The 26,017-nt window shown below is 60.7% G+C and carries 23 protein-coding genes; 13 read left to right on the top strand and 10 right to left on the bottom strand.

Annotated features, from left to right (window positions below):
- The first annotated feature begins 9 nt into the window (after positions 1-9).
- From FY036_RS17635 to FY036_RS17625, 3 genes are read left to right on the top strand one after another with little or no spacing between them, the layout of a single operon-like run.
- Positions 10-1,233, top strand: coding sequence for a 3-isopropylmalate dehydratase large subunit (locus FY036_RS17635; protein WP_210247469.1), 1,224 nt, complete (start codon positions 10-12; stop codon positions 1,231-1,233).
- Complete coding sequence (locus FY036_RS17630; protein ID WP_201744797.1) at positions 1,161-1,769, top strand: 3-isopropylmalate dehydratase small subunit; 609 nt, start codon at positions 1,161-1,163, stop codon at positions 1,767-1,769. The genes FY036_RS17635 and FY036_RS17630 overlap by 73 nt, the downstream gene beginning before the upstream one ends.
- Before the next feature lie 2 nt (positions 1,770-1,771).
- Positions 1,772-2,662: an isocitrate lyase/PEP mutase family protein gene (locus FY036_RS17625; protein WP_148916071.1), complete on the top strand. Its 891-nt coding sequence runs from the start codon at positions 1,772-1,774 to the stop codon at positions 2,660-2,662.
- Positions 2,663-2,744: 82 nt separating this feature from the next.
- Here the strand turns inward: FY036_RS17625 and FY036_RS17620 are convergent, their stop codons facing one another.
- The 7 genes from FY036_RS17620 to FY036_RS17590 form a co-directional block, all read right to left on the bottom strand.
- Complete coding sequence (locus FY036_RS17620; protein WP_407941191.1) at positions 2,745-3,695, bottom strand: hypothetical protein; 951 nt, start codon at positions 3,693-3,695, stop codon at positions 2,745-2,747.
- Positions 3,692-4,666, bottom strand: a complete 975-nt coding sequence (locus tag FY036_RS17615) for an NAD(P)H-dependent flavin oxidoreductase (RefSeq protein ID WP_148916070.1) — start codon at positions 4,664-4,666, stop codon at positions 3,692-3,694. Before FY036_RS17615 ends, FY036_RS17620 begins: the two co-directional genes overlap by 4 nt.
- Positions 4,667-4,729: 63 nt before the next feature.
- Positions 4,730-5,425, bottom strand: coding sequence for an ABC transporter ATP-binding protein (locus FY036_RS17610; RefSeq protein ID WP_148916069.1), 696 nt, complete (start codon positions 5,423-5,425; stop codon positions 4,730-4,732).
- Positions 5,397-6,197 carry an ABC transporter ATP-binding protein gene (locus tag FY036_RS17605; RefSeq protein WP_148916068.1) on the bottom strand — a complete coding sequence of 267 codons (801 nt, stop codon included), beginning with the start codon at positions 6,195-6,197 and terminating at the stop codon, positions 5,397-5,399. Before FY036_RS17605 ends, FY036_RS17610 begins: the two co-directional genes overlap by 29 nt.
- Positions 6,190-7,068, bottom strand: a complete 879-nt coding sequence (locus FY036_RS17600) for a branched-chain amino acid ABC transporter permease (protein ID WP_148916067.1) — start codon at positions 7,066-7,068, stop codon at positions 6,190-6,192. The genes FY036_RS17605 and FY036_RS17600 overlap by 8 nt, the downstream gene beginning before the upstream one ends.
- Positions 7,069-7,070: 2 nt before the next feature.
- Entirely contained in the window at positions 7,071-7,958 is an 888-nt protein-coding gene (locus tag FY036_RS17595) for a branched-chain amino acid ABC transporter permease (protein ID WP_148916066.1), read from the bottom strand.
- Position 7,959: 1 nt separating this feature from the next.
- Positions 7,960-9,114 (bottom strand): ABC transporter substrate-binding protein, encoded by a 1,155-nt coding sequence (locus tag FY036_RS17590; RefSeq protein WP_148916065.1) that lies wholly within the window; start codon positions 9,112-9,114, stop codon positions 7,960-7,962.
- A 483-nt stretch (positions 9,115-9,597) separates the two neighbouring features.
- Here FY036_RS17590 and FY036_RS17585 point away from each other — a divergent pair, with 483 nt between their 5' ends.
- The 9 genes from FY036_RS17585 to FY036_RS17545 all read left to right on the top strand — a co-directional run bounded on the left by FY036_RS17585 (position 9,598) and on the right by FY036_RS17545 (position 23,382).
- The gene (locus FY036_RS17585; RefSeq protein ID WP_148916064.1) at positions 9,598-11,193 is read left to right on the top strand and encodes an FAD-binding oxidoreductase; all 1,596 of its coding nucleotides are present in this window, start codon (positions 9,598-9,600) and stop codon (positions 11,191-11,193) included.
- Positions 11,194-11,294: 101 nt separating this feature from the next.
- The gene (locus tag FY036_RS17580; protein ID WP_148916063.1) at positions 11,295-12,917 is read left to right on the top strand and encodes a long-chain-fatty-acid--CoA ligase; all 1,623 of its coding nucleotides are present in this window, start codon (positions 11,295-11,297) and stop codon (positions 12,915-12,917) included.
- Positions 12,918-13,089: 172 nt separating this feature from the next.
- The gene (locus FY036_RS17575; RefSeq protein WP_148916062.1) at positions 13,090-13,899 is read left to right on the top strand and encodes an IclR family transcriptional regulator; all 810 of its coding nucleotides are present in this window, start codon (positions 13,090-13,092) and stop codon (positions 13,897-13,899) included.
- 119 nt (positions 13,900-14,018) lie between these two features.
- The gene (locus FY036_RS17570; RefSeq protein WP_161601164.1) at positions 14,019-14,951 is read left to right on the top strand and encodes an MBL fold metallo-hydrolase; all 933 of its coding nucleotides are present in this window, start codon (positions 14,019-14,021) and stop codon (positions 14,949-14,951) included.
- A 147-nt stretch (positions 14,952-15,098) separates the two neighbouring features.
- A complete protein-coding gene (locus tag FY036_RS17565) occupies positions 15,099-16,886 on the top strand; it encodes an AMP-binding protein (RefSeq protein ID WP_201744796.1) in 1,788 nt (595 codons plus the stop codon).
- A 58-nt stretch (positions 16,887-16,944) separates the two neighbouring features.
- Positions 16,945-20,232: a carboxyl transferase domain-containing protein gene (locus FY036_RS17560; RefSeq protein WP_201744795.1), complete on the top strand. Its 3,288-nt coding sequence runs from the start codon at positions 16,945-16,947 to the stop codon at positions 20,230-20,232.
- Between the two features lie 166 nt (positions 20,233-20,398).
- Positions 20,399-21,478: a C4-dicarboxylate TRAP transporter substrate-binding protein gene (locus FY036_RS17555; protein ID WP_161601163.1), complete on the top strand. Its 1,080-nt coding sequence runs from the start codon at positions 20,399-20,401 to the stop codon at positions 21,476-21,478.
- Between the two features lie 63 nt (positions 21,479-21,541).
- Positions 21,542-22,075: a TRAP transporter small permease gene (locus FY036_RS17550; RefSeq protein WP_161601162.1), complete on the top strand. Its 534-nt coding sequence runs from the start codon at positions 21,542-21,544 to the stop codon at positions 22,073-22,075.
- Positions 22,072-23,382 (top strand): TRAP transporter large permease, encoded by a 1,311-nt coding sequence (locus FY036_RS17545; RefSeq protein WP_148916057.1) that lies wholly within the window; start codon positions 22,072-22,074, stop codon positions 23,380-23,382. The genes FY036_RS17550 and FY036_RS17545 overlap by 4 nt, the downstream gene beginning before the upstream one ends.
- A gap of 265 nt (positions 23,383-23,647) precedes the next feature.
- On the opposite strand, the gene ypfJ is transcribed toward FY036_RS17545, so the two are convergent.
- Positions 23,648-24,550 (bottom strand): KPN_02809 family neutral zinc metallopeptidase, encoded by a 903-nt coding sequence (gene ypfJ, locus FY036_RS17540; RefSeq protein ID WP_148916056.1) that lies wholly within the window; start codon positions 24,548-24,550, stop codon positions 23,648-23,650.
- 105 nt (positions 24,551-24,655) lie between these two features.
- Positions 24,656-24,880, bottom strand: a complete 225-nt coding sequence (locus FY036_RS17535) for a hypothetical protein (protein WP_210247468.1) — start codon at positions 24,878-24,880, stop codon at positions 24,656-24,658.
- Between the two features lie 53 nt (positions 24,881-24,933).
- On the opposite strand from FY036_RS17535, the gene FY036_RS17530 reads away from it, so the two are divergent.
- Positions 24,934-25,209 (top strand): hypothetical protein, encoded by a 276-nt coding sequence (locus FY036_RS17530; RefSeq protein ID WP_148916054.1) that lies wholly within the window; start codon positions 24,934-24,936, stop codon positions 25,207-25,209.
- A 9-nt stretch (positions 25,210-25,218) separates the two neighbouring features.
- Here FY036_RS17530 and FY036_RS17525 read toward each other — a convergent pair whose 3' ends face one another.
- The gene (locus FY036_RS17525; RefSeq protein ID WP_148916053.1) at positions 25,219-26,016 is read right to left on the bottom strand and encodes an SDR family NAD(P)-dependent oxidoreductase; all 798 of its coding nucleotides are present in this window, start codon (positions 26,014-26,016) and stop codon (positions 25,219-25,221) included.
- Between the last annotated feature and the right edge of the window lies 1 nt (position 26,017).

The raw sequence follows: 26,017 nt of genomic DNA, 5'->3' as shown, positions 1-26,017 counted from the left end.
CTGGCTCGGGTGTCCGGCAAGGACCACGTCAAGGCCGGCGACGAGGTAATGGCAAAGCCCGACTATGTCATCGCCTACGACTTCCCCGGATATACCGACGTGTATTTCAGACAGATGAAAGAGGAGTTCGGCATCGACCGAGTTGCAGAGCCAGACCGCTACGCGATGTTCATCGATCACATGGTGCCCGCCGCGACGCCGAAAGAGGAAGAACTTCACATCATCACCCGCAACTGGTGTGCGGAAAACAACGTCCCGCTCTACGAGCGCAAGGGCATCGGCCACCAGGTCGCCTCCGAAGTCGGCTATGCCGTGCCGGGTGCATTCGTGGTCCATTTCGACGGCCATATCAGCCAACTCGGCACCTTCGGAACACTGGCAATGGGTATTCGCCACAGCCTGCTCGAGGCATTGGTGCGCGAGCGCATTTCGATAAAGGTGCCCAAGACGGTTCGAGTGAATCTGGTCGGCACGCTGGGCAGGGGCGTCATGGCACGCGACGTGTTCCATCATCTGGTACGCGTAATGGGACCTGCCTCCTGCCGCTTCCAGGTTCTGGAGCTTGGTGGCCCAGCACTTTCGCAGCTATCCACGGAAGGTCTCCAGACCATTACCGGGCTCGCAATGTTCACCGGCGCGATCACTGCAATCGTCAATCCCGACGAAGAACGCCTGGCCTACGCCCTGCCTCGCGCCAGGAAGAAGATCGAGCCGTTCTACAGCGATCCCGACGCAGAGTATTCTGCGGTTTATGAGATTGACCTCGACCAGCTTGAGCCGCTGATCGTCATTCCCCCTACTCCCGCGAATTCACGCAACCTCACCGACTATCTCGGACTGGAGCTCAATGTCGGCTACCTTGGCTCATGTGCATCGGGACGCATCGAAGACCTGCGGGTTGCTGCGCAAATCCTAGAAGGGCGCCAAGTCGCCCCCGGCTTCCAGCTGAATGTGGTTCCCACCAGCCAGGAAATCATGGCCGCCGCCGGCCGTGAAGGCCTCATCTCCATCCTGGCCGAAGCAGGCGCGTTCGTCTCGGCCCCGACATGCGATTATTGCTTCGGGCGAATGGGCACCATGACAGTCAAGCAGCGCGCCGTCTCCACGGGAACGCTTAATGTCAAAGGGCGCATGGGCAGTCCCGACTCAGAGATCTATCTGTGCAGCGCTGCCACCGTCGCCGCATCGGCGATCGAGGGAAAGATCGCAGATCCCAGAAAGTACATGCGATGACATTGAAAACACTCCGCGGCCGGGTTGCATTCATCTTCGATGAAATCGACTTCGACATCGACCAGATCGTCGGCGTCAAGAACATCAAGATCACCGACATCGAGGAGTTGGCGGCGGTGGCGATGGAGGCTTACGACCCTGACTTCCGCAACAAGGTGAAGCCGGGCGACATCCTCGTCGGCAACCATAATTTCGGCTATGGCCATCCACATTATCCGCCGATGCGCGCAATGCGCCACATGGGCATTGCAGGTGTCGTCTGCGAATCCTTCTCGCCCGGATATTGGCGCGGTGAGATCAACATGGGTTTCCCGCAGGCCACATGCCCGGGCATTTTGGGCATGGTCGAACGTTGGGACGAGATTGAGGTCGATTACGACGCCAACGAGGTTCGCAACCTTACCAAAGGTACGTCGCTGCCGATCGAGCCTCTCTCGGATGCCGACCGGGGAACGCTCTCCGCCGGTGGACTGGTCGGTTACATCAAGCAACGCGAGGCTGCCGGCAAGAACGGTCAGCAGCAGGAAGGGAGTTAAAGATGATGCATCGTGGCCCAAGCCCCGAATTCCGTGAACGTGTACTCGCCCAGAAAACCGTATGGATGGGCGGCGCATACGACGCCTTCTCCGCCAAGATGATCGAACGCGCAGGTTTCGAGGCCATCATGACCAGCGGATTTGGCGTGTCAGCATCGCTGCTAGGCATGCCCGATGCCGAACTCTATACGCTTACGGAGAATGTCGGCGTAGTGCGTAACGTCGTCAATGCAGTCGATCTCCCGGTGGTCGCCGATATCGACACCGGCTACGGCAATGCAATCAACGTCATGCGTTCTGTCCGGGAGTTCGAGAACGCGGGCACAGCGGCAGTCATCATGGAAGATCAGGTAGCACCCAAGCGCTGCCCGATCTGCGTTTCCGGTGTGGAGACCATTCCAATGGAGGAGGCTGCACGCAAGATCGAAGCCGCGGTCGAAGCCCGTTGCAACCCCAATATGCTCATTGTAGCCCGCACCGATGCGTCTTCCGTGCCCGAGGCTATAGCGCGTGCCAAGGCCTATGTGGCGGCGGGAGCGGACGTCGTTCAGCCGATCAGCAACACGTTTCGTAATCTCGATGCGCTCAGGGCGTTGCGTCAGGAAGCCGGCGTCCCGCTCTCGCTTCAGGTTCTGGGTTGGCTGGAGCAGGAACTGGCTCCAGTCGACATCGAGAGCGTGGCCGGCCTTGCAACGTTCCCGCTCGTTCCCCTGATGAGCGTCGCGCAGGTTCTTCAGGAAAACCTTGCGCAGCTCGTCAAAGACAAGCACTCGCGCAACCTGCCGCACAAGCGCATGGTGCACCACGAATTCGTCAGCCTGATCGGTTTCGAGGAGATCGAGCGGCTACAGCTGAAATATCTTGAAGACTCTCCCGGTCGTGACGCGGCCTGAACGTTTGCAATGACAGAGAGAAGAGGCGGCCGATGACCGCCTCTTGTCTCCTATCGCCGTTCCCAAGCTGGCGATGACGTATTCATCGTCGATAGAGCGCCTCACGCTCGGCTTCATAGCCGGCGTAAGTTTCCTTCATGATCGCACAATTGAGCAGCATCTGCGCTACTGGCTTCGTGCCGCCCGCTTCGTAAAGCATCGTGCGCACCCAGACGCTTTCAGTGCGGGGGCTGCCACTGAGAAAAACCACTTCTCGCTCGACCTCATAAGGAACATCGACGAAAACGGGCCCTCCGAGCAGACGAATTTCCTGATCCGCGAACAGCCCGACGGCGGGCCCGCGCACACCGATCAGCGTATCGTCCCATGTGTGCTGCATCAGCACGCTTATCATCTCCATCGGCACAATCCGCCTGCCCCAGGGGTTGTGATCGTCTGAATAGGCTGGCGAGGGCTCCGTAATGACGCGTAACTTATCGGCGAGCGAGAATGGATAGAGCAAGCCCATTCGTGCGCCGGGGGCCATCCTCACCGCAACTCTGGGAACCTTTGTGCCCACGCTCACGTCACGCAGGATGACGGCATCCTGCAAGAGAACCAGTCCCGCCATCCTCTCCTCCAGTGCGGTCTGCGCTGCACTTGGTTCCATGGAGACGGTGCCGCGCAAGACCTCGACACCGTCTGTCTTGGTCATCCATATTTGGGCCTGCCGTTCGTCGATGCCCGGCCGGCGCAACCACGCAATGACGTCCTCGCCATCGAAAGACGGCGCTCGATAGTGAACCGAGATGCAGCCCGTTGCGAGCCACTGCTCACCCCAGATGCTGCAACAAAGGGGTGCGAACTGAGAGAAGTGTGTCGGCCCTTCGATGGTGCCGCCCTGAAATCCGAGTTTCCGCGCCGTCGCGTCGTCGTGGATAGAGGCGTGGCCTGCATAACTCTGGTCGGACAGCATCTGACGCGGCTGTCGAGCAGGTCCGCACAGCACGCCATCCACTTCCGTAACGACGGTATCGAACAACCCCGGCATCATGGCACCATAGCGGCAAGACGATCTCGAATGATGGCGTCGGCCTGCGACATGATGCGGGCGATCAAGTCACTCACGCTGGGCACGTCGTCGATAAGGCCTGCAACCATGCCACAGGACCATGCGCCGATATCGGGCTTGCCCTCCTTCATGACGGCCCCATAGACGCCAGACACCTCGTCTGCGATATCCTCGAAACGCAGGTCCCGGCCCCGCGCCTGTTCCATCTCCAGGATACGCTCAACCGCAGAATTGACGAGAACGCGCTCGGTATTTCTCAACGGTCTCATGATCAGACGCGTGTCGCGCTCGCTGGCAGCGACGATCGCCGCCTTGACGTTTTCATGGACGGGCGCCTCCCGTGTCGCGAGAAAACGCGTTCCCATGTTCACGCCATCCGCGCCAAGAGCCAGCGCGGCCACCAGCGACCGGCCGTCGGCCATGCCACCAGACGCGACGAACGGCACTTCCAAGGCGTCGGCGGCGCGCGGCAGCAGGATCATGTTCGGAATGTCGTCCTCGCCCGGATGACCACCGCATTCGAAGCCGTCGATCGACAGCGCGTCGCAACCAATCGACTGGGCCTTGAGCGCATGTCTGACGGAGGTGCACTTGTGGATCACCTTGATACCCGCCTCCTTCAACGCCGGCAGGTATTGCTGAGGATTGTTGCCGGCCGTCTCGACAATCTTGATGCCGCCGCGAATGATCGCATCTACCAAGCCCGGATAGTCGGGCGATGAGACCATAGGCAAGAAGGTGAGATTGACGCCGAAAGGCGCGTCAGTCATCTCGCGGCAGCGGGCGATTTCACGGGCGAGGTTGTCCGGTGTCTTCTGGGTAAGGCCAGTAATGATACCGAGCCCGCCGGCATTTGACACAGCGGCGGCAAGTTCGGCGTAGCCGACCATGTGCATTCCGCCCTGGATGATCGGATGGCGGATGCCGAATAGTTGCGTAATGCGTGTCTTCACGCCAAACCCTCCGCTTGGCCGATGTGAGAGCCGGTAAGGTCGAGACCCTAGCGACCGACTGGCTCAGGAGAGATAGGCCTTCATAACCTCGGGGCTTTCCCGAAGCATTTCGGCAGTGCCCTCCACCACGATCTCGCCCCGCCGCATCACATAACCATAATCGCAGACCGACAGGGCAATCGCCGCGTTTTGCTCCACCAGCAGGATCGACTGACCCTGCTTGTGAAGCGCCACGATGGCGTCGAACACGAGATCCACGATCGATGGCGCGAGGCCCATGGACGGCTCGTCAAGAACCAGAACCTGAGGCTGGGTCATGAGTGCGCGGCCGATGGCGAGCATCTGCTGCTCTCCGCCCGACAGGAGACCCGCTTTCTGCTGTCGCCGCTCCTTGAGACGGGGAAACAATTCGTAGACACGCTCACGGTCGCTGCGATCGCTGCCGCGGCCGGCAAATCCGCTGAGATCCAGGTTCTCCTCTACCGTCAGAGGCGCCACGACCATTCGGCCTTCCGGCACAAGGGCAAGACCATGACGAACGACCTGGTGAATCTTGAGACGCGAGATTTCCCGGTCCTGAAGCGTTATCGATCCCTCGACAGGCCGATGGAGCCCCGCGATGCTACGCAGGGTGGTCGATTTTCCGGCACCGTTTGAACCAAGGACAACGCAGAGAGAACCCTGCCCGACCTTCAGGCTGATGCCTTTGACCGCGCGGATCGCGCCATAGCTAGCCGACAGGTTGGATACGTTTAGCATCGTTCTTCCGTCCAAAATAAGCAGCCTGCACTTCAGGGTCGTCGATGCAGCTCCGAGGAGTGCCCTCTGCGAGAAGCTTGCCGAAATTCATGACCGTGCAGCTGTCACAGAATTCAGTGACCAGCCCCATATTGTGTTCCACCATGAGGATGGTGAGGCCGCTATCGCGCAGTTCATGCACGAGCTGGCCTATTGCCTGGCTCTCGGCATGGTTCATGCCGGCGGTGGGCTCATCGAGCAGAAGAAGCTTGGGGTCCGAGCCAAGCGCGCGCGCTATCTCGATACGCCTCTGCTCGCCGTAGGATAGCGTTTCGGCCAGAACGTCAGCCTTGCCTGCCATGCCCACCCGAGCGAGAAGCAACAGCGATTTTGCTCTCGCCTCTTCCCAGTTTCTCCGCGCGGCCGGCAGGCCTGCGAAAGAGGCGAACAAGCTGGAACCGCGTTTGAGGAAACAGCCTGTCAGCACTTGCTCAAGCGCTGACATGCCGCTGAACAGGCGTACGTTCTGATACGTACGGCTGATGCCCAGGGCCGCGATTTCATGCGGCGGTTTCGCTTCGAGATTGTGGCCGTCGAACAGGATTTCTCCGTCGGTGGGGTGGAAGAGTCCGGTGATCAAGTTGATCACCGTGGTCTTGCCTGCACCATTGGGGCCGATCAGCCCGTGGACAGTGCCCTTGCGTACGGTGGTCGATAGTCCTCCGACGGCGGCGACCCCGCCGAAATGTTTGGCGACGGCACGCAGTTGCAGCAGTGTCGGCGTATCATGCATCAGGCTGCTCCGCGGTTTTTGGGCTGCGCGACAGGCGCAGCTTGAGTACCCGGGGATCGACCAGGCCACGAGGCAGAAGAATCATGATGACGAGCAGCACGACCCCTTTTGCGACGTCCTGGATTTCCGGCAGAACCGCCTGCATCGTGGTTGGCAGAGCAGTGAACACGAAAGCGCCGACAATCGGGCCGAACCAGTGGAACGAGCCGCCGAGGACGGTCGACGCGATCATGGTGAAAGCGAGTGCCAGGAAGTAGGTGTCGGCCGAGATAAACTGAAGCGTTGTCGCGAGCGCGGCACCGCCAATGCCCCCCACAGCGCCGCTGATGAGGAACGCGATGAACTGAACGCGATAGGTGCTGATCCCCATGGTGGATGCCACCGATGGGTCCTCCCGCACCGCCCGCGACACCAGCCCGTACCAGGAATTGTGCATCCGGTAGAATACGAACGCCGTGACCGCGAGCGCGAGGAAAAGTTCAAGGACACTCACGCGGACGGGAACGAGCATGCCCTGGACACCGCCGGTAAGGGTCGGCGTGTTGAGCACCACGACACGTGTGATCAGCACAAGCGCAAGGCTGGCGAGTGCCATCCAGTGCGTTTCAAGACGAAGGAATATGACCGCAATGACCGCAGCCGCCACGCCTCCGGCAACGCCTGCAAACAGGAAGGCAACCAGCGGAGGAAGGGCAAACATGCCGATCATCTGTGCGGCGACGAAGCCGCCGACCGCTGCGAACATCACCGTTGTGAAACTGAGAACGCCAGCCGAAAGCACGGCATAACAGCTCAACGCGATGAACGAGTTTACAAGGCCGAAGGCTATGGTGGCAGAATACGCTGCCCAGAAATCCAGAATGGCTTCCATCGTCAGGCTCTCATAAAGTTGCCGCTGCCGAAGATGCCGCGGGGCCGCATCACGAGGAAGGTGAGCAGCAGGATGTAGGTGAAGCCGTCGCGGAACGTGGTCGACAGGTATTGCGCAATGAACACTTCGCAAATGCCGAGCAGGATGCCGGCCAGCACGGTTCCGCGGACGTCGTCGTAGCCGCCCACCACCACTGCCGCGAAGCCCTTGAGCAAGAGCCCCTCGCCGAGCATGTAGGAGATGTTGGAGGTCGCGGCTCCGCCGAGAACGCCTGCCAGGCCGGATGTCGCACCGGCGAGGAAGGCTGTCAGTAGGATGACCATGCGGGCGTTGACGCCGCCGAGCGAAGCAGCTTCGGCATTCCAGCCGACGGCGCGCATGGCCGCGCCGATCCGTGTCTTCTGTATAAGCAAATAGATGCCGGCGGCACAAAACACCATCGCGCCGATGATGATCAGCTGCATGTACGGAATGCGCATGAAGCCCAGATCGAGCATACCGCGCGGATAGGTCCGTGACGGGAAAGCCCAGCTTTGATGGTTTGTCGCCATGCCCGCAAGGCTGTCCAATATGATGAGAAAGGCGATGCTGGTGATCAATGCCCCCAGCATGCCCGTCTTTCTGTTCCTGAGCGGCTGAAAACCGATCTGATCGACGAGTATTGCCAGCACGCCGCCACCGATGACACCGACGGCGATCGCGACCGGAAAAGACACATCATACCATACCACGGCGAAGTAGCCGATGATGGCGGCCCAGCTGGCATAAGCGCCGTGGGCCGTGTTCAGAATCCCAAGCGTGGCGAAAACCAGCCCGAACCCTATGCCGAACAGACCATACAGCGAACCGAGCGCAATCCCGTTTACAAGCTGCTCGAGGAACAGTTGCATGTTACTGGTTCTCCCAGAGGGCGACTTCGCCGTCGCTGTTCCAGTTGACGATCAACGTCTCCGGAATCTGGGCCTGTCCGTTGACGATTTCCTGACCGCCATACAGGTTGTGATCGATCGAGGTGATCTTCCACATTTCCTCGGCCAGCTTCTCGCGGGTGGGTTCGCCGTCGATCGCCTTCATGCCCTGAGCGATGTAGTGGATCGCGGTGTAACCCTGGGCGGAGTAGACGTCCGGAAGCTCGTTATACTTGGCCTGATAAGCCTCGATGAAGGTCGTCGCCTCAGGGCTGTCCGACAGGCCGGGCTGGAACGACAGCGCAAAGGGAATACCTTCAATAAGATCACCAGACTTCTGGTAAATGGCCGGCGGGGAGATCACCTCCGACGTCCCGATCAGACCCTCGTAGCCGCGCTGGCGCAACGCCGAAATGATACCCACGGCAGGCTGCTGCGTCGTCATTACCATGATGACGTCGGGATTGGTGCCCATGCCCTGCGTTGCAGGACCAGTGAAGTCGGTGTCGTTGGCCAGCGTCGAAATCTCGGCGACCGTTTCGGCACCGGCCTCCTCGAACACAGCCTTAACGGCGTGCGCGCGGGCCAGGAAGATGTCGTTGTCACCCGTTGTATAGTAGGCGACGCGCTTGGGCTTCAGCTCGCTAGCCAGACGTTCCGACATCATCACCTCCTGCGGCCCAGGCAACGCCACGACCGAGGTGACATACGGCTCCTGAGGCAGGCCTTCGCGGGTGGCCCCGTAGATGACCAGCGGCAGGTTGTTGTTCATGGCGATCGGCGACAGGGCGCCCGCGATGGGCGTGATGATGCAGCAGGTAGTTGCCAGCACGGTACGGTCGGCCGCGAACTGAGTCATCGCCTGGACGGCGCGCGCCGCATCCGTGGCGCTGTCCTTGACGAGGAGGTTAAGCGTTACACCCTCACCGGCAAAGCCGTTGGCGTTGATCTCCTCGATGGCGAGATCGGCGCCGCGATGATAGGAGATGCCCGCTGCAGCCAGCGGACCCGTATCGTCGCTGATAATCCCGATATTGTACTGACCGGGGGCGGGATCGGCCCAGGCGGAGCCCGCCAGGGAGAATGCGGCAGCCGCGAGAGCTGCTCCAAGACGCATAGTTCCAGTCTTCATGATCATCAACTTCCTCCAACTTGGCTGCCGCCCTTCTCGGGCGGTGGCGATCGGCGTTTCCGCCGGGAAGCTGGCAATCTGTCACCTCAAACACGCAGGCCGATCTGAGCGCGCACGAACCCGCCCACCATCCTTATGGATATGGCCAATCGTTTCTCCGGGGAAACGTCTGCGGCTTTGGCTCACCATGCCACGATGGCATGTCTCGTCCATTCCGCAATGCGTGAAGAAGTGCCTCCCTGTCAGCCTCCACCAACGTCGGGCAGCCTATACATCGCCAGCGCAGGCTGTCAATCCATGACCCGTATGTCATTCTATGACACGATCGATTGTTTGGAAGGGGGAAGATGTTTGCTGAACGGGCTCGCGACTGTGGCCGCAACGAACCTTGAACTGGCACATACCGTTTCACATCGTGAACCTGATGGTACTGATTGACACGATCATTTGCAACTCCTATTCGAATTGTGGACTGCAATGGAGGATGGCATGTCGATCAGTGAACACATCAGAACCGACGACCTGATGGTTATCGCCGCGCTTGAACAGGCGCTGGGCGAAGACCGCGTGAAGGCGGACCATGAGACGCGGCTCTTCTATGCCAACGATATCTTTTGGCAGCCGGGCATCGCGCCGCTTGCGGTGGTCATGCCTTCGAATGCCGAAGAACTTTCCGCTGCCGTATGCCTTGCAACAGAGGCGGGCGTCGCAGTCGTTCCGCGCGGCGGCGGCATGTCCTACACCAAGGGCTACCTGCCCGAGCGGTCTGACTCCATCGTTATCGATGCGCGCAACATGAACCGCATCGTCGAGGTCAACACGACCGACATGTACATAACGGTTGAAGCAGGCGTGACGTGGGAAGAGGTCAACGAGGCCCTTGAAGGGACCAACCTGCGGACCGGATACTGGGGGCCGCTTTCAGGCATTCGCGCCACAGTAGGCGGTGCCCTCTCGCAAAACAGCGCGTTCTTTGGTTCGGCACTCAACGGAACGGTGGCCGAAAGCGTCCTCGGCATCACGTTGGTTCTCGCCGATGGGCGGATCGTCACCACAGGCTCCGGAGGACGCAAGGGCACCAAGCCCTTTACCCGTTTCGGCGGCCCCGACCTCACAGGCATGTTCCTCGGCGACAACGGCGCAATGGGCATCAAGGCAGGCGCCACGTTGCGGCTCTGGCCCAAGCCAGCCGAAGTCGACTATCTGACCTTCGGCTTCGAAAGCCTCAAGGACATGGCGCTTGCACAGACAGCCATGGCGAGAACCCGCATGGTTTCCGAAGGGTTCGGGATCGATCGAACCAAGGCGCAGCATTCGGCCAGCGTCAACCGCCTTTCCGACAGCCTCAAAACGCTGGGCAACGTGGCCAGCGCCGGCAAGTCCCTGCTGGCAGGTGTGAAGAACGCGGTTGACGTAGCCACCTCCGGCACCTCTTTCCTGATGAAGCATCCCTACACGCTTCATATCGTTACTGAGGCACGCAACGCACCGGAACTGGCCGTCAACGTCTCGACACTCAGGGCGATCGGCGAACGCACCGGCAAGAGCCTCCCCAACAGCGTACCCAAAGTGATGCGGTCCAAGCCGTTTTCGCCCGTGCGCGGGATGCTCGGCCTCAATGGAGAGCGCTGGGTGCCCATCCACGCCGTGTTTCCCCTTGGCGACGCCGAGCGCGTCGTTCAGGCAAACGACGCCTATTTCGCCGAGCGGGCGGCGGACATGGCCGAACACGGTATCGTCTACACGATCATGACAATGACCGTGGGCAACGAGTTCTTCATCGAGCCCGCCTTTTACTGGATGGACGAAATCACCTCTCTCCACGAGCAGAGCCTGGGCGCAGAAGTCGTGAAGCCCTGGCGCGATAGAGCTGCCAACCCACAGGCCCGTGACGCAGTCGCCCGGCTGCGGCGAGGGACGCAGGAGCTCTACGCTTCTTTGGGTGGTGTGAGTTGGCAGGTCGCACGCGACTATCCATTCCGCGAAATCCTCAACGACAGCACTTGGTCGTTGCTATGCGACGTCAAGAAGGCGGTCGACCCGCGGGGCTTGATGAACCCCGGATCGCTCGGACTGAAGGGTTAGTCCTCCCAGGACAACCATGGACTAGAAGGGCAGCGACCGTTGCAGGCGCGCTTTTCTCGTCCATGGTCGAGTTCAATCCCTAGTGCAACGTGAGGATGGTCATGAATGGATTAATGCAGGACTGGCCGCTGCTCTGTCATAAGATTATCGACTATGCCGCAATCCAGCACGGCAGGCGTGAAGTCGTCTCGCGTTCGGTCGAAGGCGAAATCACGCGAACGACATATGCCGACGTTCGCGCAACGGCGCTGAAAGTGGCGCAACTTCTCGACGGGGAGGGCTTCGTCCCCGGTGACCGCATCGCGACGCTTGCATGGAACACCGGCCGACACTTGGCGACATGGTACGGCATCATGGGTATGGGCGGCGTCTACCATACGCTCAATCCCCGCCTGTTTCCCGAGCAGATCAGCTGGATCATGAACGACGCGGAGGATCGGGCGATATTTGTCGATCTGTCGCTAGTGCCCCTGCTTGAGGGTATTGCGCCATCGGTGTCGACCCTGCGGCGGGTGATCGTCCTGACCGATGCAACGCATATGCCGCAGACGAGCCTGCCGAACGCGATATCTTACGAGGATTGGCTCCTCGATGCCGATGGCGATTTCGGATGGCTCGAGCTTGATGAGAAGGCGGCCTCCGGCATGTGTTATACGTCAGGCACGACCGGCAATCCAAAGGGAGCGCTCTACTCGCACCGGTCCAACGTGCTTCACGCCATGAGGAACGCATTTCCCGACGCGATGAACCTGTCGTCTCGCGATGTCGTCATGCCCGTGGTGCCGATGTTCCACGCCAATGCATGGGGACTTGCGCACAGTTGCCCGCTGGTTGGGGCTAAGCTCGTAATGCCGGGCCAGAAGATGGACGGCGCGTCGATTTTCGAGTTGCTGGATACGGAGCGCGTGACTTTCAGCGCTGCCGTACCGACCGTATGGCTGATGCTGCTGCAGCATCTTGAGGCCAAAGGCCTGAAGCTGCCATGGCTCCAGCGCGTTGTAATAGGTGGAGCCGCCTGCCCTCGCGTCGTCACCGAAAAATTCCAGCGAGATTATGACGTCGAGGTCATTCACGCGTGGGGCATGACCGAAATGAGTCCGGTGGGAACACTGGCTACCATCAAGCCTGAATATGCGGATTACAGCAGCGACGCACTTATGAGCATCCGCCAGAAGCAGGGTCACGCCCCTTTCGGGGTCGAAATGAAAATTACTGACGACGACGATGTGGAAAAACCCTGGGACGGCCAGTCTTTCGGCAATCTCAAGGTGAGGGGTTTCGCGGTCGCAAGTGCCTATTATCGCGGCGCGGGAAGCGCCAGCTTTACTCCCGAGGGCTGGTTCGACACGGGCGATGTCGCTCATATTGATCCCATGGGCTACATGCAGATTACGGATCGCGCCAAGGATGTCATCAAGTCAGGGGGCGAGTGGATCTCGACCATCGATCTCGAAAACCTCGCCGTCAGCCATCCAGACGTGGCGGAGGCTGCCGCGATCGGTCGACCGCATCCGAAATGGGACGAGCGACCTCTCCTCATCGTCGTTCCAAAGCCAGGCCGTGCGCCCACGCGCGAGGCACTGCTGGCGTTCATGGAGGGAAAGATAGCGAAGTGGTGGCTACCGGACGACGTAGTCGTGGTCGATGAAATTCCGCACACTGCAACCGGCAAGATTCAGAAGGGGACACTGCGCGAGCAGTTCCGCGACCATCGCTGGCCTTGAGCCGATAACGCCGCTGCACGCCTGGCGTGTAGGCATGTTTCTGTGAGGTTGAGTGATCCACCCGGCATAGGGACTTGACGAACGCCGGTATGGTAGCGTTCAGATAGCGCATCGTATCGCCCTTTGACTGACATGTCGGCGTCCGACATTCCAGGTTGCGGGATTGGTATCAATGGCTGGGAAGAAGATAAACATGGCGGGGAATCAAACCACCGGCTCGTCGGTGCAGAACGTGCGTGCGGTAACGCGCGCGCTGGTGGTTCTGAATTCCTTTGCGGGCAAGGACTTGCAGACGCTGGCCGAGGTCAGTAGCGTCACGGGCCTGGACAAGGGCACCACGCGCAGACTCCTTCTTACCCTCATGCAGAGCAACTATATCGCGCAGGACCCGCTCACCCATCACTACCGGCTGGGTCGGGCCATTCGCGACCTCGCATCCAATGTAGGTGACACCCAGGATCTCAGGGCGATCGCCCAGCCCGCACTGGTGGAGCTTGCCAGCGAATTCAGCGTGACCACCTTCCTTTCGATCTTCAAGGAAGGCGCGGCAGTCTGCCTCGACCGCGTGCACGACATGCGCGGCCTGGAGGTTCACTGGTGGCAGGTTGGCGGCACACTGCCGCTCAATTGCGGCGGTGCGCCGAAATTGCTGCTCGCCTACCAGCCCGATGAGGAGATTGAGCGGTTGATTTCCCAACCGATGGAAAAGCTGAGCGAGAAGTCCATCACGTCGAAAAAGGAACTGCGCAAGCGTCTCGCACTCATCCGGGAACAGGGATGGGAGTGCGCTATCGACGACGTTGCGCTGGGGCTGACTGCACTGGCTGTGCCGGTATTCGACAATGAGAACCACCCGGTATGCGCGATCTCGATTGCAGGCCTGACACCGCAACTCATCAAAAACGGCAAACCGGTCCATCTCAAGCGGCTTCAGGAAGTCGCAAAGCGCATCCGCAGCCAGCTCGGCTACCACCAGCCATAGTCAACGGCGAGCGGGTACTGCCATCACGATATGGCGCTCCTGCACCCTTGAAGCGCTCCCGGCACAAGTTCATAGCGCGAGTAACGATGCGGATGACGGGATCGAGCGAGAGGCAGGATGTGAACACCATAGACAGCGGCGCGCTCGACCTAACTCCTATCAATGAATCGATGGGCGCGGCTTTTCCGCCAGAGAGCCTTTTTCCCGATTTTTCGCCTCACGTTTTCGCCGAGGCGCCGCTCGTCGGCACCATGCCGTACTATGATGCCGAGAAGGGCAAACTCGTCTCAAGCATTCATGGCTGGACGTTCCGACTGGATGGCAAACTTGTCCTTGTAGATACCGGTCGCGGCCGTCACCAGGACAAGGGCCTCGCCAATGCGCCTTTCTTCATGAGCCTTGCCGCAGCAGGTATTGCACCATCAGACATCGATATGGTGCTGCTGACCCACTTGCACACGGACCACATAAAGAACAATACACAGTGCATCGACGGCAGATGGGAGCCGGCATTTCGCAACGCCCGCTACGTTGTCGGCAGGCGGGAATATGCACACTGGCAAGCAGACGGCGCCGGCCTCGCACTCTACCCCGAACAGGCTTCGATCCTGCGAGAAGCGATTACCCCCATAGTGGAGGCAGGGCAGCTGGATCTTATAGATGACGACGCCGAGGTGTTCCCCGGCCTTCGTGCGATGCAAGTGCCCGGCCACACCGCAACGCAACTCGCCTTTATACTGGAGAACGGCCCCGACACCTTTCTCTTCGCCGCCGACAGCTTCCATCACCCCTTGCAGGTCTATCGGCCTGATTGGGGTTCGTCACTGTGCGAAGATCGAGCGACGGCCTATCGCACACGGATGTCCTTGCTCGACTTCTGCGCCAGCCGCAACGCAGTGCTCCTGGCATCGCATTTCGGCGGCACACATGCCGGGCTGATCCACCGGAGAGGGGAAGGTTACGGCTTCGAGCCGATTGCGATTCTTGCGCGCCGATCATTGCACTCCAAGCAGGAAGTCGAATCCGCCGGCGTCAGCCGCCATACCGCCTGATGAAATGAGTAGCATCATGTGAAATTCTGTTGACCTCTCGTCCGGCCACCAATAGTCTGCGTGCGGGAGGAAATCAGAAGATGAATTTCATCGCCTCACTCGGTTCGGCGGGTTGGCCGACAGACCGAAAGCCAGCCGCTGGCGGCTTTGGCGCGCTTGCTGGGCAATCAACATTTGCACAGCTTTGGAGCGGGCATCTTCAAAACATCGCCATGGATCTTGCCTCGGATTGACTTCGCCAAGACGCGCGATGTCGCAGCCTGTGATGCATGCGCCCAGGCCAGGGAGGGACGGAAATTGAAGCAGAACGCGCAACCGACATCGCAGCCACGCCATCACACCCACGATGTGCGCATCCCGGCTTCGGAAGACTGCGTTCTGCGTTATCTGCTGGAGAAGCGCGCCGGAGAGCATCCGGAACGGACCTATGCCACATTCGAGGGGGGCGTCGAATGGTCGTACGCACGCACCGTTCAGGAAACGCGGCGGACAGCCGCAGGCCTACAGGCGCTCGGACTCGCGCAGGGCGACATGCTGCTGATTGCGCTGCCGAATGGCCCCGATGCGCTTCGTGTGTGGTTTGCAGCGAACTATCTTGGCGCTGTCGCCGTCCACGTCAATCCTGCCTATCGCGGATCCCTGCTCGAACGAGTGATCCGTAATTCGGGCGCAAAGATTTTCGTCACCGTCGATGGGCTGATCGAACATATCGAAGCCGTGGATCGCGGAGCCCTCGAAAAGCTCGTCGTCTTCGGCACTGGAGCCTTGGGAGACGGCAACGTTCCTCGCGTCAGCGCGTCAATGCTCGATGAGGCAGGTGAAGAACCCGCTGCCCTCCAGAGGGAAATCCTGCCGTTCGACATGCAGTGCATCCTCTACACCTCAGGCACCACCGGCCCTTCGAAGGGTGTGATGTGTTCGTACCTGCATATCGAAACCGCCGGCAAGGCCGTGCACTTCCTCGGTGCGGACGATCGCTATCTGGTGAACCTGCCGATGTACCATGTCGCGGGAGTGCTACCCTGCATGATGATGATGGGACGCGGCGGTTCCGTTGCGGTGATCGAGCGTTTTCGCACCAGCGCGTTCTGGCAGACGATCGCCGAAACCAAGGCCACATTCGCGATTCTCCTCGGCGTCATGACGCGGTTCCTTTTGTCTCAACCGGAATGCGCTGAAGAGAAACTGGGGCATTTGCGCTACATCATCCAACAGCCATTGGACGATGACGCTGCGGAACTTCGCCGTCGCTTCGGCTTCGACATCTACACCTCGTTCAACATGACGGAGGTGTCGCTTCCCATCGTCTCTGAGCCCAACCCTACGACCAAAGGGACCTGCGGCCGCGCGCGAGATGGCGTAGAACTGCGCATCGTCGACGAATGGGACTGCGAAGTTCCCGTGGGCGAAAGCGGCGAACTCATCATACGTACGGATCGCCCGTGGGCGATGATGCACGGCTACTACGGCGACCCGGAAGCTACCGCCAAGGCTTGGCGGAATGGCTGGTTCCATACGGGAGACACGTTCCGCAGGGACGCGAACGGAAATTACTTCTTCGTCGACAGGCTCAAGGACACGATCCGCCGGCGCGGGGAAAACATCTCCTCCTTCGAGGTCGAGGCCGCGCTGATGGCTCATCCCGCCATACGGGAGGCTGCCGCGGTCGCGGTCGATAGCGAAATCAGCGAGAGCGAGGTTCTCGCGGTCCTGTCTCTTGTGGAGGGTCAAAAGCTCGATCCCGCTTCATTGATCGAGTTTCTGCGGCCGCATCTCGCTTACTTCATGATCCCGCGCTACGTGCGCTTTGTAGCCGACCTTCCCAAGACGCCGACCCAGAAGATCGAGAAGCATGTCCTGCGCAATGTCGGGCTGACCGCCGGCGATGCATGGGACCGGGAAAAGGCAGGGGTGTATGCGAAGCGCCAGGACTGACATCCCGCACAGGCGCTTTCAACGGGCACCAAACCATCCGCGTTACAGGCAGTTCGACTTGACCAACAGAACAATCCTCATCGCCAACCGTGGCGAGATTGCCATCCGGATCGCGCGTGCTGCCTCCGAACTGGGCTTTACGAGCGTCGGCATCGCACCCCAGGACGACAGAGAATGCCTGCATCTGCGGCATGTAGATCGCTGGCGCGCGCTGGAAGGTGTTGGCCCAGCCGCCTATCTCGATATTGCCCGCATCATTGCAATCGCAAGCGATGAGTGTTGTGACGCGATACATCCGGGCTACGGCTTTCTGAGTGAGAGCGCGGAATTTGCACGCGCTTGCGAAGCCGCAGGCATCGCGTTCATAGGCCCCCGACCAGAAACTCTGGCAGTCTTCGGCGACAAGGTCAGCGCGCGAGAGGCGGCTGCCCGGTTAGGGGTACCCCTGCCCGAGGGGTCGCGCGCTGGCATATCCGTCGAAGAGGCCCACAGGTTCTTCGACGGGCTTGGCCCGGATGCCGTGGCGATGATCAAGGCCGTCGCCGGTGGTGGCGGGCGCGGAATGCGCATTGTCACAAGCTCGAACGATCTTGCGGATTCGTATGCGGTATGTCGCTCCGAGGCGCGCACGAGCTTCGGTCAGGACGCCGTCTACATTGAACGTTTCATCGCGCGTGCGCGCCACGTGGAAGTGCAGGTGGTTGGAGACGGCGCCGGCCAGGTCACGCATCTGTGGGATCGTGAATGCAGCCTGCAGCGTCGTCATCAGAAACTCATCGAGATCGCCCCCTGCCCCGGCCTTCCAGAAAAGTTGCGTAGTCGCGTGATCGAAGCAGCGCTGAAGCTGGCGCGCGATGTTGGTTATCGAAGTCTCGGAACCTTCGAATTCCTTGTCGATACTGACGCAGACGCATTCTATTTCATGGAAGCGAACCCGCGGTTGCAGGTCGAGCACACCGTGACGGAAGAGGTCACCGGCGTAGACCTAGTCGCCACGCAGTTGCGAATCGGCTTCGGCGAAAGGCTTGGAGAGTTAGGTCTGGATCCCTCATCCCCTCCTCTCCCGCGGGGCTATGCGATCCAGGCCCGCGTGAACATGGAACAGCTGATGCCGGATGGCACCACCATTCCATCGGGCGGTACCATAGCAGCCATTGACCTGCCTACAGGACCTGGCATCCGTGTCGATACGCTCGCCTATACCGGCTATCGGATCAGCCCGTCCTACGATTCCCTGCTCGCTAAAGTGATTGCCGTTTCGCGCGGATCGGACTTTGCCACGGCTGTGGGAAAGCTGAGCCGGGTGCTCGAGCAAATGAGAGTGCTCGGCGTAGAGACGAACCTCTCATTCCTTCGAGGGCTGGTTGCGCAACCTTCGGTCGCAAGGCTCGAATTTCATACACGCTTCGTCGAGCAAAGGCTGCCCGATCTCCTCGCATTGGCCGCGCAGGATTTCCGCGACGACGACCATAAGAAAGACATGCCTTCGGCCCCTGCGCGACGCATCGCCGCCATCGAGCCGCCCGATGGCGAGATGGCAGTAACGGTACCGATGCCCGGCATGATCGTTCAGATAGATGTAGAGTTGGGGCAAACCGTTGCAAAAGGACAGCAGCTTGCGCTCGTCGAGGCCATGAAGATGCAGATGGCGATCAGCGCCGAAGCGGCGGGCACCATCACCTCCGTCTTGTGCGAGTTAGGAGAAGTGACCGAACCGGCAGCCGCCGTATTCTTCCTGCGGCCCGGTGGTGCGGAACTGGCTACAGAAGCCGTCGAGAACGGCCAAGACCTCGACCGTGTTCGCCCTGAACTTGCCGAACTGCTGGAGCGGCGAAGTAGCCTGGCGGACGTTGGTCGTCCCGAAGCCGTGGCCCGCCGCAGCAAGATCGGCAAGCGCATGATCCGCGAGAACCTCGCCGATTTCTTCGACGAGACCCGTTACGTCGAATATGGGAGCTTGACCCTTGCAGCGCAGCGCTCGCGACGCTCCATCGACGAATTGCTTCGCATAAGCCCCGCCGATGGAATGATCGCCGCAGTCGGCAGCGTCAACTCCGATAGCTTCACGCCGGAGAAGAGCCGGTGCATGGCGCTCGCCTACGACTATACCGTTCTGGCCGGAACGCAGGGCATCAACGCGCACCACAAGAAGGATCGGATGCTGGCGCTCGCCGACAACTGGTCGATCCCCGTCATGGTGTGGGCCGAGGGCGGTGGGGGCCGTCCTGGTGACACCGATTTCACCGGCGTAAGCGGCCTGTCGTCGATGACATTCCACCGGCTCGCCGCCTTGAACGGCAAGGTGCCCCTGATCGGCATCGTGACAGGCCGCTGCTTTGCGGGCAACGCAGCGATGCTGGGTTGCTGCGACGTCATCATTGCAACGAAAGATTCAACGATCGGCATGGCCGGTCCCGCCATGATCGAAGGCGGCGGGCTGGGCATAGTCCAACCCGACGATGTCGGGCCGATTGCCGTTCAGGCCCCCAACGGCGTCGTCGATCTGGTGGTCGAGGACGAGGCGGCGGCTGTAGCGGAGGCCCGGCGCTACCTTTCCTATTTCCAAGGCGATCTTTCTGGCTGGGAAGCCGCAGACCAACGCCTGCTGCGCCATGTGGTGCCTGAAAACCGTCTGCGGGCTTTCGACGTCCGTACGCTTATCGAGCAGCTTGCCGACACCGGTTCGGTGATGGAACTGCGACGGGCGTTCGCTCCAGGCCTCGTTACCGCGCTAGTGCGGCTGGAAGGCCGGGCCGTCGGCATTCTAGCCAACGACTCGCGTGTACTTGGCGGCGCTATCGACGCCGACTGCGCCGACAAGGCCACTCGCTTCATGCAGCTTTGCGACAGTTTCGGCCTGCCGCTGCTGTCGCTGTGCGACACTCCGGGCTTCATGGTGGGACCCGAAGCGGAGAAGACAGCACTTGTGCGGCACGTGTCGCGCATGTTTGTCACCGCCGCGTCAATTCAGGTGCCGATGGTGACGCTTGTCGTGCGCAAGGCGTATGGGCTGGGAGCGATGGCGATGGGCGGAGGAAGCTTCGCCGCCACCGCAGCCACGTTATCGTGGCCGACGGGCGAGTTCGGCGGCATGGGCCTCGAAGGAGCGGTTCGGCTGGCATACCGTGCAGACCTCGCTGCCGCGGCGGAAGGTCCTGAGCGCGAGGCGCTTTTCCGCAGGCTCGTCGATCAGCTTTACGAACGGGGCAAGGCGCTGAATGTGGCCGCAGTGCTCGAAATCGACGACGTCATTGACCCGTCGGAATCACGCCACCGTATTCTTTCCGCCTTCTCGGCGGCAGGCCCGGTGAAGCGCCAAGGGCAAAGGCGCATCGACACATGGTAGGCCAATCATTTCATCTGGCGATGCGCGAGTTGCATCACAACATTTAATTTGCATTGGCATCAGATTCATGAAATTCATTGAGTGAATTTCGTTTCATTCTGCGAAGTTGGGAGGAGTTAGAATGGTTAGCCTTATTCGTTGTCTCTGCGCGGCCACGGCATTGTCCGTGATCACGCTTTCCGCTGCCGGAGCGGATACACTGCGTTTCGCGATCGGTATGCCGGACAATTCGCCGATTGTTTCCGGACCTAAATACTTTGCCGAGAACCTGTCGGCGCGTACTGACGGTGCGCTCGATGCACGGCTATTCGCCGGCTCGTCGCTGCTCAATTTCAGCGAGACCTTTCCCGGGATACGCGACGGCGTCGCCGACATCGGCTACGTGGTGGCCTCATATCATCGTGCGGAACTGAAGGAGTCGAACCTCATCGGCGACCTTGGCATGACCGGAACCAACATCGTGGCAATGGCCGGCGCGGCGAGCGAGTACTGCTTCACTGACGAAGCGTGCCGCAACGAGTGGATCGCGCAGGGGCAGGTGTTCCTTGGCTTCACGTCAACGGCCCCCTATCGCCTCATTTCAACGACGCCGCTTGCTTCGCTTGACGACCTTAAGGGCAAACGTATCCGCAGCTTCTCAGCTTACGGTCGCTGGGCCGAAGCGATGGAAGCGGCTCAGGTGAACCTGCCTGCAGGCGATATCTACGAAGGCTTTTCGCAGGGCACTATCGACGTGAACGTCCACCCCTACGAGGCGCTTGTAACGCTGAGCCTCAAGGACGTGGCGAAGCACGTCACGGACATGCCAATCGGCTCTCTTTACATCAACGCTCTATTCAACACCAATCTCGACGCGTGGCGCGGATGGGATGAAAAGACCCGTCTAGCCGTAATGGATCTGGCAGCCGAGTCCATCGGGCGATCCGTCGCCAATACTTATGCAGACGACACTGCCTATCATGAGAAGGGCGTGGCGGAGATCGGGGTAACCGTGGTCGAGCCCGAGCAGGCGATGCTCGATGCCAAGAACGCATTTGTCCAGGAAGACCTCACAGAGATCGCCCGGCTCAACGAGGAGTCGTTCGGAGTGACGGATGCGCAGGGCAAGATCGAACGCTTCAACGCCCTCGTCGCCAAATGGGAAGGGCTAGTAGCAAACATTGATCCCGCGAATGCCGATCAGGTCGCCGAACTGTTCCGCGAGAACATGTATGGCGAGGCGGACAAGGCTACCTACGGTATGTAACGTATGTGCCGCCTGCACCTTGAAGCCGTGCGGGCGGCACAACCTTCCCGGGAGCATCCAGCCATGATCACAACGATGGGCCGCATTCTAGCCCGCGCCCTCGATGCTACGCAGATCATAGCCGCGATCCTGGTCGTTGCGATGATGATCCACGTGTCGGTCGATGTCTTTGCGCGCTACGCATCTGCGCGCGGATTCCCCGCAACGGTGGAGATCGTATCCAACTACTACATGGTCGGCATCGCGTTCCTGCCGCTTGCATTCGCCGAGCGCATGAATGCGCACATCTCCGTCGAAGTCGTCACCCAGATGCTGTCGAAGTCGCTGCAGACTTTTGCGCTTTTCATCTCATGGCTCTTGTCGATCGTCGTCTACGCGGTGCTCACGTACCGGACCTTTCTGGATGCCGAAAGCAAGCGCGAGGTCGGCGCGTTCGTGTTCACGCAAGGCGTACGGCTCGACATCTGGCCCTCCTATTATTTTCTTCCGGTCGGGTTCGCTCTGATGACCCTGACATTGATCTACCGTTGTGTCGTCTTCTTCTACCCCGCTCAAGACAGCCTCGGATTCGGCAACCGCGAGGACCCCGAAGAATGAGCGACCTCCTAATCGGTTTCGCCGGCATCGGGCTGGCGGTCTTCCTCATTCTGGCAAGAATCCCGATCGCAGTGGCGCTGACCTCCGTGTCGTTCGTAGGCCTGTTCATCCTCATCGGGGAACGAGGGGCCTTCGGCGTTCTTTCAGCAGTCGTCTACGACTTCATCGCAAAGTGGACACTCAGTTCCATCCCGATGTTTCTGTTGATGGGCTTCGTTTGTTTCCACGCTGGCCTGACCCGCGGGTTGTTCAACCTTTGTCGCGTGTTGTTCGTGAGGTTGCCGGGAGGTCTTGCCATTACCGCCGTGGTGGGCTCGGCGGGTTTCGCGACCGTAACGGGCTCGAGCGTCGCCTGCGCGGCGGCCATGGGACGCATCGCCGTACCGGAAATGTTGCGGGCGGGTTACAAGCCAGAGCTTGCAACTGGCAGCATTGCTGCGGCGGGCACCGTAGGCGCATTGATACCGCCGTCCATCCTCCTTATCATCTTTGGTACCTTTACCCAGACCCCGGTCAGCCTACTCTTCTTGGGCGGCATCGGCGCGGGCCTGCTCACCGCCCTGTCCTACATCGTCGTCATTCTGATCCGAGTGAAGCTCAACCCGTCTCTCGCACCCAGGTCGATGGAAAAGATCCAGTCTGGCGCCCGCACGCAGGCGTTCAAGGAGGTCTGGCCGACGCTGCTTCTGATCTGCATAGTGTTCGGCGGCCTTTTCTCCGGCGTTTTCACCGCCACTGAAGCCGGCGCTGTCGGTGCCCTCGCATCCTTCGGCGTTGCCGCTCTCAACAGGACGCTCAGCTGGCGGGTTGCGTGGAATGCGATTCGTGAAACCACCTACACGACCGCGACAATCTTCGTGATCACGATCGGCGCTAATCTTCTGACGCGCTTTCTGTCGATCAGCGATGTCGCAGGCGTTCTGTCCGAGTTCGTCATAAGCTTCGGCGCCGAGCCATGGATACTGGCGATCGGCCTGACCGTACTCTTCGTATTGTTGGGGCTCATTCTGGAACCGATGGGCGCCCTGCTACTCACGCTGCCGGTGATCCTGCCGGTGATGGTCGCGTCGGACGCAAGCATGATCTGGTACGGCGTTCTCATCGTAAAGTTGCTCGAGGTGGGCATGATAACGCCGCCGGTCGGTCTCAACGTCTTCGTGGTGAAAAGCGTCGTAGGCGATCGCGTCTCGACTTCTGCGATCTTCCGCGGCATATGGTGGTTTCTAATCATCGACTTCGTCGTTGTTGGGCTGATGATCGCGTTCCCCGGGCTTGTTCTGGCGATCCCGAACCTTGTGGGTAGTTGATGTTATCCCACGAAGCCATTTATCGAAGATCGAAGAGCCTGCCGCGACGCAGCCGATGCCGTTCGACACTTCCATCGCACGACAGCATGCCGGCGGAGGCAAAAAGAGATGGGATCTAACCAGGCCATTGGTCGCCTTATGTGGGACTGAACTCCCAGACCCATATCGTCGCGTAGGCTACGGGATAGGCGCTAGAATTGCTCGCCGCCCTAGCGCTTGCATCAGCCAGATTGTGGATGGGGACTTGGAAGTCCCCCCACCTACATCAGATGTCGTTGTTGAACGTGTCGCAATCTTCCAGCCGGCCGTTGCGGAAGCCGTTGGAGAACCATGTCATGCGCTGTTCGGACGTGCCGTGGTTGAAGCTCTCGGGCACGACATAGCCCTGCGTGCGGCGCTGAAGCGTGTCGTCGCCGATCTGGTGCGCAGCATTGAGGGCTTCCTCGATGTCGCCTTCTTCCAGGAGGCCCTTCTGGTCGGTGTAATGCGCCCAGATGCCGGCGAAGCAGTCGGCCTGCAACTCGACCCGCATCGACATCTCGTTGGCCTGCGTCGGGCTCATCGACTGGCGCTGGCGGTTGAACTCGGGCAGGACGCCGATGAGGTTCTGGACGTGATGGCCGACCTCGTGCGCGATGACGTAGGCCTGCGCGAAATCGCCCGACGCGCCGAAGCGCTGCGATAGCTCGCGGAAGAAGCCGAGGTCGATATAGACGCGCGAATCGCCGGGGCAGTAGAACGGCCCGGACGCCGACGACGCGAACCCGCAGGCCGACTGCACCTGATCGGTGAACAGCACCATTGTCGGCTCGCGATAGGTCTGGCCCTCAGCCTGGAAGATGCCGTTCCAGACGTCTTCCGTCTCAGCCAGGACGACCGAGACGAACTGGCCCTCCTCGTCGGTGGGCTGGGCGCCGGGTGCGCTCTGCTCTGACACCTGAGGGTTGACCGGGCCGCCTTCGAGGATCTGCATCGGGTCTATGCCGCAGGCGCGCAGCACGAAGAACAGCACTACCAGCAGCAATATACCCGAGATGCCGCCACCGCCGGCACGCCCTATGGGGATGGGGATGCCTCGTCCACCGCGGCCGAAACCACCGGGTATGCCCCCACCCTGACCGCGGCGATCCTCGACATTGCTGCTTTCGCGGCGACCTCTCCAGCGCATGGTCCTGCTCCCTCGCACGCGCCGGCCCCTGCTGAATGCCGGCGCTCTACAACCGCAGACTAGCCAAAGCGTTGCATCCGGTCATGTGGATTTTGAAATGCCGGCTCAGCGCGTCGATGCGAAGATTGCCCCGGCGATCCCGCCGATAAGCGCGCCTGCGGGCATGTAGAAGAACGCGACGCCCATCGCATAGGCGCCTTCCATTTGCGAGATGTCGAAAATCCATGTTGCGGCAACCGACAGGGCCAGCGCCGCAAGCGCCCCTATCAGGATGCCCACCAACAGCCCGGCCACGATGCGCATCGCCAGCCCCCGCTTATCGTTAATCAAGTGTTAAATCAGGGAGGCTAGCGTCCGGCAAGTCCACTTTTCGCCAGCGACGCATGACAGGCCAGACGACACTCACGCCCCTGATAGAACTGGCGACACAGAAGAACCTCGACCTGTTCTTCCGCGTCGGGCAGGGCTACGTCACGCGCTCCATGCGCGACGGAGGCCAGCGTGCGGCCAGCTTCGGCGCAAGCCCCATCGGCGTCCAGTCGCGGGCCGAGGCGCGCATTTTATGCACGCTCTCCCCTCCACTGCCGGAGGCAAAACTTTATGCGTGGCCTGGCGGACCGCAACGCGCCCGCCAGGCCGGGCTGACCGGCCGCATCTGAAGATGTGGTTCAGTCCGCAATCGCGCCGCAGGTAAGGTTGGCCACCGCGCCGGTCATCGCGGCCGCACGGTCCGAGGCGAGAAACGCCGCGGTTTCGGAAACGTCGTCCAGTCGCGGGAGGCGCCTGAGCATGGTCGCCTGCGCCGCACCGCCAAGCCATTCCTTTACGGAGAGCCCCATCGCCTCGGCCTTGGGCGCGAACAGAGCGCCGGTGTAGGAGCCTACGGCCGGCGCGTCGGCGATTGCGTGCGGACGCATGCACACGACCCGGATGTTGCGTGGGCCGAGTTCATCCGCCAGCACGCGGGAGAACGCCTCGGTGCCGGCCATTGATGCCGCGTGGCCGAGATGCCCACCAGCAGCCATGGTCGCGCCGGGCGCCGACAGCGTCAGGATCACACCCTGCCGCCGCAAGCCCATGTAAGGAGCAACTGCTTTCGACGTGATGAACAAAGCGCGCAGGAACCGGTCGACCGGCAGCATGAACGTCTCCTGCGAGAGATCGGCAATGGGCGTCCCCTGATCGTGCGGAAAGCTGACTGCGTTGAGCGCGATGTCTATCCCGCCCGCCTCGGCAGCAACCATCGCCGCGTGTTCATCGACCGCTTGCTCGTCAAGCACGTCGATCTGCGAGGCTTGGGCGATCCCGCCGGAAGTGCTTATATCGCTAATGACGCGATCGAGCCTTTCCATGGAGCGCCCGCCCACGAACACCCGTGCGCCCTCCCGTGCGAACACCCGCGCGACGGCCGAGCCGATCGCCCCGCCGCCTCCGTATATCACGGCGGTCTTGTCCTGAAGCAGCATG

The sequence above is a fragment of the Neoaquamicrobium microcysteis genome, from assembly GCF_008180155.1.
GTDB classification, from domain to species: domain Bacteria; phylum Pseudomonadota; class Alphaproteobacteria; order Rhizobiales; family Rhizobiaceae; genus Aerobium; species Aerobium microcysteis.
The sequence above is the reverse complement of the archived record's forward strand: the minus strand, read 5'-3'. Positions and strand labels throughout refer to the sequence as shown.